14 protein-coding genes are annotated in these 13534 nt (G+C 46.3%); all 14 read left to right on the top strand.

The annotated features are described in order from the left end of the window. The first annotated feature begins 25 nt into the window (after positions 1 to 25). Positions 26 to 1804 (top strand): aspartate--tRNA ligase, encoded by a 1779-nt coding sequence (gene aspS, locus H735_RS25805; protein WP_020195622.1) that lies wholly within the window; start codon positions 26 to 28, stop codon positions 1802 to 1804. A 100-nt stretch (positions 1805 to 1904) separates the two neighbouring features. Further along, a complete protein-coding gene (ruvC, locus tag H735_RS25800) occupies positions 1905 to 2426 on the top strand; it encodes a crossover junction endodeoxyribonuclease RuvC (protein ID WP_005426231.1) in 522 nt (173 codons plus the stop codon). Between the two features lie 122 nt (positions 2427 to 2548). Beyond that, a complete protein-coding gene (locus tag H735_RS25795) occupies positions 2549 to 4000 on the top strand; it encodes a methyl-accepting chemotaxis protein (RefSeq protein WP_020195623.1) in 1452 nt (483 codons plus the stop codon). Positions 4001 to 4078: 78 nt separating this feature from the next. Beyond that, positions 4079 to 4690 (top strand): Holliday junction branch migration protein RuvA, encoded by a 612-nt coding sequence (gene ruvA, locus H735_RS25790; protein ID WP_005450335.1) that lies wholly within the window; start codon positions 4079 to 4081, stop codon positions 4688 to 4690. A gap of 21 nt (positions 4691 to 4711) precedes the next feature. Further along, positions 4712 to 5716, top strand: a complete 1005-nt coding sequence (gene ruvB / locus H735_RS25785; RefSeq protein ID WP_009698277.1) for a Holliday junction branch migration DNA helicase RuvB — start codon at positions 4712 to 4714, stop codon at positions 5714 to 5716. 461 nt (positions 5717 to 6177) lie between these two features. Further along, the gene (gene cydA / locus H735_RS25780) at positions 6178 to 7764 is read left to right on the top strand and encodes a cytochrome ubiquinol oxidase subunit I (protein WP_005441697.1); all 1587 of its coding nucleotides are present in this window, start codon (positions 6178 to 6180) and stop codon (positions 7762 to 7764) included. Between the two features lie 17 nt (positions 7765 to 7781). Continuing rightward, entirely contained in the window at positions 7782 to 8918 is a 1137-nt protein-coding gene (gene cydB, locus H735_RS25775; RefSeq protein ID WP_005441699.1) for a cytochrome d ubiquinol oxidase subunit II, read from the top strand. Between the two features lie 12 nt (positions 8919 to 8930). Then, a complete protein-coding gene (gene cydX, locus H735_RS30500; RefSeq protein WP_000270284.1) occupies positions 8931 to 9038 on the top strand; it encodes a cytochrome bd-I oxidase subunit CydX in 108 nt (35 codons plus the stop codon). After that, positions 9031 to 9333: a cyd operon protein YbgE gene (gene ybgE / locus H735_RS25765; RefSeq protein ID WP_017188312.1), complete on the top strand. Its 303-nt coding sequence runs from the start codon at positions 9031 to 9033 to the stop codon at positions 9331 to 9333. Before cydX ends, ybgE begins: the two co-directional genes overlap by 8 nt. A gap of 171 nt (positions 9334 to 9504) precedes the next feature. Further along, positions 9505 to 9924 (top strand): tol-pal system-associated acyl-CoA thioesterase, encoded by a 420-nt coding sequence (gene ybgC, locus H735_RS25760; RefSeq protein WP_027726648.1) that lies wholly within the window; start codon positions 9505 to 9507, stop codon positions 9922 to 9924. Beyond that, positions 9914 to 10612: a protein TolQ gene (tolQ, locus tag H735_RS25755; RefSeq protein WP_020195625.1), complete on the top strand. Its 699-nt coding sequence runs from the start codon at positions 9914 to 9916 to the stop codon at positions 10610 to 10612. Before ybgC ends, tolQ begins: the two co-directional genes overlap by 11 nt. Before the next feature lie 3 nt (positions 10613 to 10615). Then, positions 10616 to 11059, top strand: coding sequence for a protein TolR (gene tolR, locus H735_RS25750; protein WP_005441707.1), 444 nt, complete (start codon positions 10616 to 10618; stop codon positions 11057 to 11059). Positions 11060 to 11072: 13 nt separating this feature from the next. After that, complete coding sequence (tolA, locus tag H735_RS25745) at positions 11073 to 12140, top strand: cell envelope integrity protein TolA (protein ID WP_020195626.1); 1068 nt, start codon at positions 11073 to 11075, stop codon at positions 12138 to 12140. Positions 12141 to 12153: 13 nt separating this feature from the next. Beyond that, complete coding sequence (tolB, locus tag H735_RS25740; RefSeq protein WP_005441711.1) at positions 12154 to 13506, top strand: Tol-Pal system beta propeller repeat protein TolB; 1353 nt, start codon at positions 12154 to 12156, stop codon at positions 13504 to 13506. The last annotated feature ends 28 nt before the right edge of the window (positions 13507 to 13534 follow it).

Genomic DNA, 13534 nt, shown 5'->3' with positions numbered 1-13534 from the left:
TATTTGAGAGATTGGGAATTTCATTATGCGTACCCATTACTGTGGTCACCTGAACAAGTCCCTTGCAGGACAAACTGTAGAACTTTGCGGCTGGGTTAACCGTCGTCGTGATTTAGGCGGTCTTATTTTTATCGATATGCGAGATCGCGAAGGTATCGTTCAGGTAGTTGTTGATCCAGATATGGCAGATGCGTATGAAGTGGCTAACACACTTCGTAATGAATTCTGTATCAAGCTAACTGGTGAAGTTCGCGTTCGTCCAGAAAGCCAAGTAAACAAAGACATGGCAACAGGTGAAGTTGAGATCCTTGCAACAGGTCTTGAAATCATCAACCGCAGCGACGTTCTGCCTCTAGACTTCAACCAAAAGAACTCTGAAGAGCAACGTCTGAAATACCGTTACCTAGATCTACGTCGTCCAGAAATGAGCGACCGCATCAAGCTACGTGCTAAAGCGTCTAGCTTTGTTCGTCGTTTCCTAGATGACAACGGCTTCCTAGATATCGAAACACCAGTACTAACAAAAGCGACACCAGAAGGCGCTCGTGACTACCTAGTACCTAGCCGTGTTCACAAAGGCAGCTTCTACGCGCTTCCTCAGTCTCCACAGCTATTCAAACAGCTTCTAATGATGTCTGGTTTTGACCGTTACTACCAAATCGTTAAGTGTTTCCGTGATGAAGACTTGCGTGCTGACCGTCAACCAGAATTCACTCAGATCGATATCGAAACGTCATTCATGACGGCTGATCAAGTTCGTGCAACGACTGAGAAAATGGTTCGTGAAATGTGGCAAGAGCTACTGAACGTTGATCTAGGTGAATTCCCAGTAATGCCGTTCAGCGAAGCGATTCGTCGTTTCGGTTCTGACAAGCCAGACCTACGTAACCCACTAGAGCTAGTAGATGTTGCTGACCTAGTAAAAGACGTTGAGTTCAAAGTATTCTCTGGTCCAGCAAACGACGAGAAAGGTCGCGTTGCAGTTATCCGTGTTCCAGGTGGTGCTGAGCTTACTCGTAAGCAAATTGACGGCTACGCAGAATTCGTAGGTATCTACGGTGCGAAAGGTCTAGCATGGATGAAGGTTAACGACCGTGCAGCAGGCATGGAAGGTATCCAGTCTCCTGTAGCTAAATTCCTAAGCGAAGACGTGATCAACGGTATCCTAGATCGCACTCAAGCGGAATCTGGCGACATCATCCTATTTGGCGCAGACAAAGCTAGCATCGTTGCTGAAGCACTAGGTGCACTTCGTCTTAAGCTTGGTAAAGACCTAGGTCTAACTAAAGAAGGCACTTGGGCTCCGCTATGGGTTGTTGACTTCCCAATGTTCGAAGAAGACGACGAAGGTAACCTACACGCGATGCACCACCCATTCACATCACCTCTAGGTGTGACTGCGGAAGAGCTAAAAGCGAACCCAGCAGTAGCGAACTCAAACGCATACGACATGGTTCTAAACGGCTACGAAGTAGGCGGTGGTTCTGTACGTATCCACAACGCAGAAATGCAAGCAGCGGTATTCGATATCCTAGGTATCGATGCAGAAGAGCAACAACTGAAATTCGGCTTCCTACTGGACGCGCTAAAATTCGGTACGCCTCCACACGCAGGTCTTGCATTCGGTTTAGACCGTCTAATGATGCTGCTATGTGGTACAGAGAACATCCGTGATGTTATCGCGTTCCCTAAAACAACTGCGGCGGCGTGTCTACTAACAGACGCTCCAAGCCTTGCAAACCCAGCAGCTCTAGAAGAGCTAGCGATTGCAGTGACAGTTGCGAAAGAAAAAGACGCAGAATAAGCGCACAACAATTAAAGAAAAAACTCCCGCAACTGCGGGAGTTTTTGTTTTAATGACATATATTCTAATACTTACAGTGAGTTATTGATTAGGACTCTTCATGTCAATTATTTTGGGCATTGACCCAGGCTCTCGTATTACCGGTTATGGCGTGATTCGCCAGCAAGGTCGTCATTTGCAATATCTAGGCAGCGGATGTATTCGCACTTCAGAAAAAGAGCTGCCAGGTCGTCTCAAGCAAATCTACGCAGGCGTGACGGAAATCATCACCCAGTTTCAACCGGATGTATTTGCCATCGAACAAGTGTTTATGGCGAAGAATGCCGATTCTGCACTAAAGCTAGGGCAGGCGCGTGGTAGCGCAATTGTGGCAGCTGTGAATGCGGATCTTCCGGTGCATGAGTACGCGGCTCGTCTTATTAAACAAGCGGTAACAGGTACAGGTGGCGCAGACAAAGTACAGGTTCAGCATATGGTTCAACACATGCTTAAATTGCCCGCTAAACCTCAAGCCGATGCTGCCGATGCGCTGGGTGTTGCTATTTGTCACGCTAACACGAATAAGACGCTGGTGGCGCTCGCAGGCAAAGCAACCAGTGCAAGAAAAGGTCGTTACCGTTAGGCGTGTTCTCGTATTAAAAATGAGACATCTCAGACAGATTTAGGGATTAGATTTGTTAAGAAAATGCTACAAAACTATAGTGGTCAGAGGTCTAATAAGAAATCAATCAAGGAAGATTGAACATGAATCCAGCCACGCTGTGGCGCAGTGCATTTATGCCGCGCCAAACTCAATGGACAAGAACACAACAACGTCAAGCAGACATCCTCTTTCTATTTACCTTCATCGCTTTTCTCGTCGGGATCTACAGCCTGATCAAATGGTCCAAGCATGGACATGAAAGCTTAATTTTTACTTCAGTACTGTTAATCGCACTCGAACTGATATCCGCCTTTAGCCTGAGATGGTTCAAACAACCAGCATTGTCGCTCAATCTTGGTTTTGTTGGCATGTCAGTGCATGCGCTCAACATCATCTATCAAAGTGGTGGTGTGGTCGATTCTACCCAAACTTACTGGGTGCCTTTGTTAGTCGTCGCTTTCTTTTTATCTGGCACTCGTATCATGGCGATCTCTTGGAGCGCGTTAGTAATAGCGCTTTCTGCGGTAATGACGTATCAACATGTGTCAGGTTTTGGTTTTCCCCAGTTCGTGTTGTCTGAATCTGCGCAGCGCGTGGAGATATGGTCAGGGACTGTGTTACCGCTGGTGGTTATTTGTATTGCACAAGCTTTTATTGCCAAGCAGCGAGATATTGCGATTGAAAGTGCAGAGCAAGCCAAGGCTGAGAGTGAGTTGGTGGCGCAAAAGGCGACAGAGGGGGAGCTGCATTTGGCGGAGGTGCTTGAGCAAGCCAATCAAAACTCAAGTGAGCTTAAACAAGTCTCGCAAGTGCTGGATGAGCAATCATCGCAATTGGATGCTCAAGTGAATGCCCTTAATGTAAACAGTGAATCCCAAGCCAGCGCAGCCGAGCAAATGAGTCAGCAAGTGCATCACATGGCGACTGGGATTGAAGAGTCCAGCAAGTTTGTCGAAGAGCTGCGTGAGAAGAGTGAAGACGTTCATCAACAAGCTGAGAAAAGCTCGGAATTATTGGAGGACTCTACCCAAGCGATCTGCCAGATCATTACCAGCCATGAAGACATCATGAAAGTGGCGGACTTAATTACGTCGGTTGCGGAACAAACCAACTTGCTGGCGCTGAATGCCGCTATTGAAGCGGCGAGAGCGGGTGAGCAGGGCAGAGGTTTTGCGGTCGTTGCGGACCAAGTTCGAGAGCTTTCGGCTAAGAGTAGTCAGTCGGCAGTGGAAATTCGTAACTTGCTTGATCGCAGTGAGCAAGAAGTGAAGCATGGTCAAAGCGTTGTGACGTCTAGTACAGAGCGAATGAACACCATCATTCAGCAAGTTACCACCATCTCTCATGATGTGCAGAGTCTGTCTGGCATCATGGCAACGCAAATGACGGCATTAAAAGAGTTGGATGAAGCCAGCAGTGAAGTTGCTAACGGCGTAGTGAACACCAAAACCATTGCAGAAACTGTCGCGCAATACGGCAACGAGCTGAACGGGCAAGTGGTCGCGGTGCGCAATCTGACTCAACAGCTTGATCAAGTTGTCTCAAAAATCTAACCCCACCGAATAAAGGACTGGATGTCTATCCAGTTCTTTATTATCCTGTCGCAAATTCATTTCCAAAGAGTATTTATAGTGATTGGACGTCTTCGCGGCACTCTGCTTGAAAAGCAACCACCTGAAGTTTTAATTGAAGTTAATGGCATTGGTTATGAAGTTCAGATGCCAATGAGCTGTTTCTACGAACTGCCAAATGTCGGCGAAGAAGCCATTATTTATACTCACTTTGTTGTGCGTGAAGACGCGCAATTGCTTTACGGTTTCAACACAGTCAAAGAGCGTGCACTTTTCCGTGAAGTGATCAAAGCGAACGGTGTTGGTCCTAAGCTAGGTCTGGGTATCCTTTCTGGTATGACAGCGAGCCAATTCGTTTCTTGCGTTGAGCGTGAAGACATTTCAACGCTTGTGAAGCTACCGGGTGTTGGTAAGAAGACAGCTGAACGCCTAGTTGTAGAAATGAAAGACCGTTTGAAAGGGTGGGGCGCTGGCGATCTATTTACGCCGTTTACCGATGCTGCTCCTGCGGATTCTGGTTCGACATCCAGCAACGCTGAAGAGGAGGCAATCAGTGCGCTTCTAGCTCTAGGTTACAAGCCGACTCAAGCGTCGAAAGTGGTTTCTCAGATCGCTAAACCGGATATGACCAGTGAGCAACTGATCCGTGAAGCACTAAAATCAATGGTGTAACGGAAAGCCCAAGGGAACAATATGATTGAAGCCGATCGTTTAATCGCTCCAGAAAATCCTTCGTTTCGTGATGAAGATGTCATCGACCGTGCGATTCGTCCTAAGAAACTGGCAGATTACCAAGGTCAGGATCACGTTCGTGATCAGATGGAGATTTTCATCAAAGCTGCTCAATTGCGAAATGAAGCGCTTGACCACCTTTTGATTTTTGGTCCTCCGGGCTTGGGTAAAACCACGCTTGCGAATATCGTCGCCAATGAGATGGAAGTGAACATTCGAACCACTTCTGGCCCAGTGCTTGAGAAAGCAGGAGACTTGGCGGCGCTGCTGACCAATTTAGAAGAAAACGATGTGCTGTTCATTGATGAGATTCACCGCTTAAGCCCGATGGTTGAAGAGGTGTTGTATCCAGCAATGGAGGATTACCAGTTGGACATCATGATTGGTGAAGGTCCTGCAGCACGCTCTATCAAAATTGATTTGCCACCTTTCACTTTGATCGGTGCAACGACGCGTGCAGGTTCTCTGACTTCGCCACTTCGTGACCGTTTCGGTATTACGCAGCGCCTTGAGTACTATAAAGTAAAAGACCTGCAAGATATCGTTCAGCGCAGTGCCGATTGCTTGGGCTTGTCGATGGAATCAGAAGGTGCATTGGAAGTCGCTCGCCGTGCTCGTGGTACACCACGTATTGCTAACCGACTATTGCGCCGTGTTCGTGACTATGCCGAAGTGAAAGGTAATGGTCATATATGTGCTGATACAGCAGACAAAGCGCTGAACATGCTTGATGTGGATGCAGAAGGCTTTGATTACATGGACCGTAAGCTGTTGCTTGCGATCATGGAGAAATTTGGTGGTGGACCTGTCGGTTTAGACAACATGGCAGCCGCGATTGGTGAAGAGAAAGACACCATTGAAGACGTTCTTGAGCCATATCTAATCCAACAAGGCTACTTGCAACGCACTCCCCGTGGTAGAATTGCCACAGATCGCGCTTATCTGCATTTCGGAATTGAAAAGTAAGATTCCATCGCTGGGCGCTTAGCGCTCAGCGTTTCACCAATGTTGACCAACCTCTCATTTATTAAATCTCTTCTAATACTAAATAGGTAATAGAAACTTATAGATTGTTAACTCTATGTTCTTGCCTAACTGATTATTTTCTCTCCTGATTACTCTCTATTAACATACTCATCGAATATCGATTGATCTGGATCAATGTGATGGATTTTTGTGCAAAATCAGCGCATAAAGATTGATGTATATCAAAGCGGTTTCTCGCCATAAACCTTTTGAAACAAACTGTTTTTACAAGTAATATTAGACCCAGCTATATTAGCTGATGCTTAACAATTAACTAACCAATGAAGCACATTTTTGCAACAAAGCGTTGTGATAATTCAACATTTTTCAAGTGTGAATAACACTTGTGTATGGATTGCAATATGTAGAGAGTGTCATTCAGCCGACACATAGGAGTTACCATGATTGACGTAGTTGATCTGTCGCGGTTGCAGTTTGCACTGACAGCGATGTATCACTTCCTATTCGTACCATTGACTCTTGGTATGGCCTTCCTTTTGGCCATTATGGAATCGATGTACGTAATGACGAACAAGCAAATCTACAAGGACATGACCAAGTTCTGGGGTAAGCTGTTCGGTATTAACTTTGCACTTGGTGTGGCTACCGGCCTTACCATGGAGTTCCAGTTTGGTACGAACTGGTCTTACTACTCCCACTATGTAGGTGACATCTTCGGTGCACCACTGGCGATCGAAGCACTGGTTGCTTTCTTCCTGGAGTCAACTTTTGTTGGTCTATTCTTCTTCGGGTGGGATCGTCTATCAAAACGTCAACACTTAGCGGTAACCTGGTTGGTTGCTCTGGGTTCTAACTTCTCTGCACTTTGGATTCTTATCGCGAACGGCTGGATGCAAAACCCAGTTGGCGCAGAATTCAACTTCGAAACCATGCGTATGGAAATGGTGAGCTTTGCAGACGTTGTACTTAACCCTGTAGCGCAAGTTAAATTTGTACACACAGTAGCATCTGGTTACACGTGTGGTGCAATGTTCGTTCTAGGCATCAGTTCTTACTACCTATTGAAAGGTCGTGATGTGGCGTTCGCTCGTCGTTCGTTTGCTATCGCAGCTTCTTTCGGTATGGCAGCAATCCTGTCTACTATCGTGCTAGGTGACGAATCTGGTTACGAGCTTGGTGAAGTTCAAAAAGTGAAGCTAGCAGCAGTAGAAGCTGAATGGCACACAGAACCAGCACCAGCGGCGTTCACACTGTTCGGTTTACCAAACCAAGAAACAATGAACACCGATTACGCAATCAAGATCCCTTACGTTATGGGTATCATCGCGACACGTTCATTTGACGAGCAAGTAACAGGTCTACACGATCTACGTGAAGAGCACGTTGACCGTATCCGTACTGGTATGTACGCGTACGAATTGCTTGAAAAACTGCGAGCAGGCGACAAGTCTGAAGCAAACATGACTGCGTTTGACGAAGTGAAAGGTGACCTAGGTTACGGCCTACTTCTAAAACGTTACACAGACAACGTTGTTGATGCGACTGAAGACCAAATCCAAGCCGCTGCGGATGACTCAATCCCAACAGTATGGCCGTTATTCTGGTCGTTCCGTATCATGGTTGCGTGTGGCTTCATTATGCTATTCGTATTTGGTGCGTCATTCATCCAAACATGTCGTCAGAAGATCGAACAGAAACCTTGGATTCTTAAAGCTGCACTATTCAGCATTCCACTTCCATGGATTGCGATCGAAGCAGGTTGGTTCGTTGCTGAATACGGTCGTCAACCGTGGGCTGTAGGTGAAATCCTACCGGTACACGTTGCTGCATCAGCACTAACAGCAGGTGAAATCTGGACTTCACTATTTGCAATCCTAGCGCTATACACTGCATTCCTAATTGCAGAAGTATACCTAATGGTTAAGTTCGCTCGTAAAGGTCCAAGCAGCCTGAAAACTGGTCGCTACCACTTCGAGCAAAACGCTGACTCTGTTGAAGACAAAGTTAGTCGCCAAGTAGAAGCGTAAGACAAGGAGACAACAAGATGTTTGATTACGAAATCTTGCGATTCATCTGGTGGGTACTGATCGGTGTTCTACTAGTTGGTTTTGCAATTACAGACGGTTTCGATATGGGTGTGGGCGCGCTTGTACCTATTATCGGTAAAAACGACACACAACGTCGTGTGATGATTAACTCCATCGCACCTCACTGGGATGGTAACCAAGTTTGGCTTATCACTGCTGGTGGTGCATTGTTCGCAGCATGGCCTTTGGTTTACGCGACATCGTTCTCTGGTTTCTACCTAGCGATGATCCTAACCCTAGCGGCACTTTGGCTACGTCCAATCGGTCTTGATTACCGTTCAAAGATTGAAGATAAAAAATGGCGTAACACTTGGGATATCTGTATCTCAATCAGTGGCTTCGTTCCACCAATCATCTTTGGTGTAGCGTTTGGTAACCTTCTACAAGGCGTTCCATTCCAGTTGAACGAATTCCTAATGCCAACGTACCACGGTTCATTCTTTGGTCTACTAAACCCATTTGCTCTGCTATGTGGTCTAGTAAGCTTGTTCATGATCCTGATGCAAGGTGCAACATGGCTTCAAATGAAGACAACTGGCGAAGTACATACTCGTGCTCGTAACGTAGCTCAGCTCACTGGCCTACTAACAGTGGTTGCATTTGTGGTTGCTGGTTTCTGGATCCAAAGTATCGAAGGCTACGTTATCGTAGGTGGCATCGACACTGCAGCGGCTTCTAACCCTCTAAACAAAGAGGTTATCCGTGAAGCTGGTGCGTGGATGAACAACTTCGAAGCTTACCCACTACTATGGGCTGCACCTGTACTAGGTGTTGCTATGCCGCTTCTAGCTGTATTGGCATCTCGCCTAGAGAAGTGTGGTATCGCGTTCCTAACGTCAAGCCTAGGTAACGCTGGTGTTATCTTTACTGCTGGTATCGCAATGTTCCCATTTGTAATGCCTTCAGACCTAATGCCAAGCCAAAGTCTGACAATGTGGGATGCAACTTCATCTGAACTGACTCTGAACCTAATGACAGGCGTAGCGTTTGTTATGGTTCCTATCATCCTTGCTTACACGTCTTGGACTTACTACAAGATGTTTGGCCGCTTGGATGACCAGTTCATCGAAGAAAACAAAAACTCACTATACTAAGGAGCTATTACTATGTGGTATTTCGCATGGATTCTAGGTGTACTACTTGCTTGTGCATTCGGTATCATCAACGCTCTTTGGTTAGAGCACTCAGAAATGATGGATAAAGACAGTGAGTAATCTCGCTGACAAGGTAGCGAAACTTCACGCACCAATGGACAAGACTCTACTAAGAGTCTTGGCCTTAATCCTTGGCTTTATGCATGTAGGATTAGTGATGTGGGATCCGAACGCATACCATCGAGAAATTGGTGGCTTTAATGCGTTTATCGCACCAGCGCTGATTTGGGCAGTGTGCTCAAGCATGGTATATGGCGTGGGCTTCAAGCCAAGAAATTGGTACTGGCAGGTGCTGTTCAGTCCTTATTTCTCGCTCGCTATCTTAATTTATCTAACTGCACTGTATTTCATGTAAGCGTTACACTCTGAAATAAAGTCGGTTACTAAATCATCGAATAAAAGCCAGACGGATTGTCTGGCTTTTATTTTTTCTACAAATTTCAAAAATATTCCCTTACCTCAGTACCAATTACTGCCGCTTCAGTTATAGTAATTGCTTTAAAGAATTGAATATATTGGTACTCCCTTGCAAGGCACATCAAATCCCTTTCGCTGGCCGATCACTGTGTATTACGAAGACACGGATGCGGGTGGCGTTGTATATCACTCAAATTATTTAAAATTCTTTGAACGCGCGCGCACTGAGATGTTGCGTGCAAAAGGCGTTTCTCAACATGTGTTACTGGAACAAAACATTGGCTTTGTTGTCCGACACATGGATATCGATTTCAACCAAGGGGCAAGGCTGGACGAGCATTTGACCGTTCTAACCCGAGTGTCAGAAATAAAACGTGCTTCTTTGCAATTCTGTCAAGAGTTAGTCAATGATGAAGGCAGAACATTTTGCAAGGCAATGGTTAAGGTAGCATGTATCGATAATAAGAAAATGAAGCCAATTGCGATTCCATCATTTATCAATTCGGAGCTAACAAATAGTGACTGCTGATATTTCCATTTTAGATCTCTTTCTTCAGGCCAGTCTGTTGGTAAAGCTTGTGATGTTGACACTGCTCGGCATGTCAATCGCATCATGGGCTATGATCATTAAGCGCAGCAAAGTCTTATCTCAAGCATCAAAAGATGCGGAGTCATTCGAAGACAAATTCTGGTCGGGTACTGACCTTTCTCAGCTTTACCAGAAAGTGAAAGGTCGTAAAGACGACATCACAGGTACAGAAGAAATCTTCTACGCAGGTTTTACCGAGTTTGCTCGTCTACGTAAGAGCAATGCAAACTCGCCAGCTTACATCATGGAAGGCACTGGCCGTGCAATGCGCGTTGCTGTTGCTCGTGAAGTTGATGAACTGGAAACCAGCTTGCCATTCCTTGCAACGGTCGGTTCTATCAGCCCATACATTGGTCTGTTTGGTACGGTTTGGGGCATCATGCATGCGTTCATCGCTTTGGGTGAAGTAAAGCAAGCAACGCTTTCAATGGTAGCGCCAGGTATCGCAGAAGCCCTGATTGCAACTGCAATGGGTCTATTTGCTGCAATTCCTGCAGTAATGGCATACAACCGTCTTAGCAACAAAGTAAGTAAGCTAGAACACATTTACGCGACTTTCTCTGAAGAATTCCACAGCATCCTGCACCGTCAAGCGATGGCGGGTCGAGACAGCGCAAGTAAGGAATAGAGCATGGCGGGTTACCAACCTAAAAAGCGTAAAATGACCGCAGAGATCAACGTCGTACCATACATCGACGTGATGCTGGTTCTGCTGATCATTTTTATGGCGACCGCTCCATTTGTCACTCAAGGTGTGGATGTGGATCTTCCACAGACATCAACGGCTGAATCTATGCAAGACTTGGCTGGCGATACAGATAGCAGTTTCATCATCATTGAAATCGATCGTGACGGCAATTTAGGCTTAAGCGTGAATGATGAAGAGGTTCAACGCGGTCTATCACTACAAGACGTGATTGTGCGTGTTAAAGCCGAGCGTGAGATTAAACCTGATTCACCTGTAGCGGTAGGTGGTGATGCAGCAACGCCATACGCTGACGTTGTACTTTTGCTTGACGAGTTAAGTCGTGCAGGCATCCCAAAAGTGGGTCTGATGACCGATATCAGGGAATAGACATCGAACATCTATGAAAGATAACAAGAAAAAATCCAAAGAATACACCAAGCCGATAGCGATATCGGTTGGTTTGCACGCGCTATTAGTCGTGGCTCTACTTTGGGGGACGGACTTCACTATGTCGAAACCAGAGCCGACAGGCCAGATGGTTCAGGCTGTGGTGATTGATCCAAAACTTGTTCAGAAACAAGCGAACGAGATTCGTCAGCAACGCGAAAAAGCGGCCAAGAAAGAGCAAGACCGTCTTGATAAGTTGAGACGTGAAGCTGAGCAGCTTGAGAAAAATCGCAAAGCAGAAGAAGAACAGATTCGTAAACTGAAAGAGCAACAGGCGAAAGATGCCAAAGCCGCTCGCGAAGCCGAAGCTGCTCGTAAGAAGAAAGAGCAAGAGCGTAAGGCAGAGGAAGAACGCACTCGTAAAGAAAAAGAACGTGCAGCAAAAGCAGAAAAAGAACGTAAAGCCAAAGAAGAGGCTGTACGTAAAGCTGAGCAGCAACGCATTGCTAAAGAAGCTGCCGCAGCAAAAGCGGAACAAGAGCGTGTAGCGCGCGAGAAAGCTGCGAAAGAAGCAGAAGAGAAAGCGCGTCGTGAACGTGAAGCCGCTGCGAAAGCCGAGCAAGAACGCATCGCGAAAGAAAAGGCAGCGAAAGAGGCCGCAGAAAAGGCACGCCAAGAGAAAGAGCGTCTTGAGCGATTAGAGCGTGAGCGTAAAGAGCAAGAAGCTGCACTGGATGATATTTTTGCAGGCCTTGAAAGTGAGGCAAGCCAAAACAGTGCGGCTCGTAACCAATTCATTGACGATGAACTTTCTCGTATGTCATCCATCTATACTCAGAACATTCAGCAAAGGCTGATTAAGGATGATTACTTGCTGGGAAAGGAGTGTAGGGTAAACATCAAACTGATCCCAACAGGGACAGACATGATGGTTGCTGGAGTGACCATATTAGACGGCGACGCCCGAGTATGTGCGGCTGCGAAGAGTGCGATTGCGCAGGTAGGGACTTTCCCTAAATCGTCAGAAGAAGCGGTCAACGAAAAATTGAAAGACATCAACTTAACTGTTGCTTTGGACTAAAAGGAACTGAGACGTGATTAAACGCCTTTTACTAGGAATGTTTGTACTGCTTGGCAGTCTAACGAGTGTGGCTCATGCTGCACTAGAGCTGGTGATTACCGATGGTATTGATTCAGCACGACCAATTGCTGTTGTTCCATTTAAATGGGAAGGCAGTGAACCTCTTCCAACGGACATCTCTGCTGTGATTGCTTCAGACTTGCAACGCAGTGGTAAGTTCAGCCCGGTACCGACCAGCAAGATGCCACAAACACCATTCAATGAATCAGAGGTTAACTTTGATGCGTGGACAGGCCTTGGGGTTGATGCACTGCTTACTGGTTCAATCAAAAAGAACGAGCAGGGCAACTACGTTGTGAACTACCAATTGGTTGACGTTGTTCGCGGTCAATTGACTGGCGGCAATAGCAAAGCACTTGGTGGCGACGGCGAGCTAGTACTTTCTAAAGATCATGTTCTCTTCAACAAAGTGGCAACGGTTGAAGGTCCACGCATGCGTGAGTACGCGCACCGTATCTCTGACCTTGTCTACGAGCAACTAACGGGTGAGCGTGGTGCGTTTATGACACGTATCGCTTACGTGGTGGTGAACGATAAAGATAACTTCCCTTACCAACTTCGTGTGGCGGATTATGATGGCTACAACGAGCGCCTAGTGCTTCAATCGAAGCAACCGCTTATGTCTCCGGCATGGTCTCCAGATGGTCAGAAACTGGCTTACGTAAGTTTCCAGAATGGTCAGGCCGAGATCTTCATCATGAACATCTACACCGGTGAACGCGAGAAGGTCACGTCATACCCTCGTCACAATGGTGCGCCAAGATTCTCACCGGACGGCAGCCAGTTAGCCCTTGTGCTTTCTAAGACTGGTTCGCTTCAGGTTTACACTTTGGATCTAAAAACACGCAAATTGACACAAATTACGCGTGGCAGATCAAATAATACAGAACCATACTGGCACCCTGATGGCAAATCGCTGATTTTCACATCTGACAGGGGTGGTAAACCTCAGATTTATAAAGTAGATTTGGGCAGCGGTTCGACTAATCGCTTGACTTGGCAAGGCAGTCAAAACTTGGGTGGTCAAATCACTCCTGACGGCCGATTCCTAGTCATGGTGAATCGCAGTGATTCGGGTTTCAACTTGGCCAAACAAGATTTGGAAACAGGTGCTCTTCAGGTGCTAACAAAAACGTTGCTTGATGAGTCTCCGAGCATTGCCCCAAATGGTGGCATGGTTATCTATAGCTCGATTTACAACAAGAAAAACGTACTATCGATGGTGTCAATTGATGGTCGATTTAAAGCTAGATTACCGGCAACTAATGGGCGTGTAAGAGCTCCCGCGTGGTCACCGTTTTTGTAGTAAGAAAAATTGATTAATAAAGGAAAAT

It is taken from the genome of Vibrio owensii CAIM 1854 = LMG 25443 (assembly GCF_000817815.1).
Taxonomy (GTDB): domain Bacteria; phylum Pseudomonadota; class Gammaproteobacteria; order Enterobacterales; family Vibrionaceae; genus Vibrio; species Vibrio owensii.
Note: the sequence above shows the minus strand (reverse complement) of the source record. Positions and strands in the feature narration are given on the sequence as shown.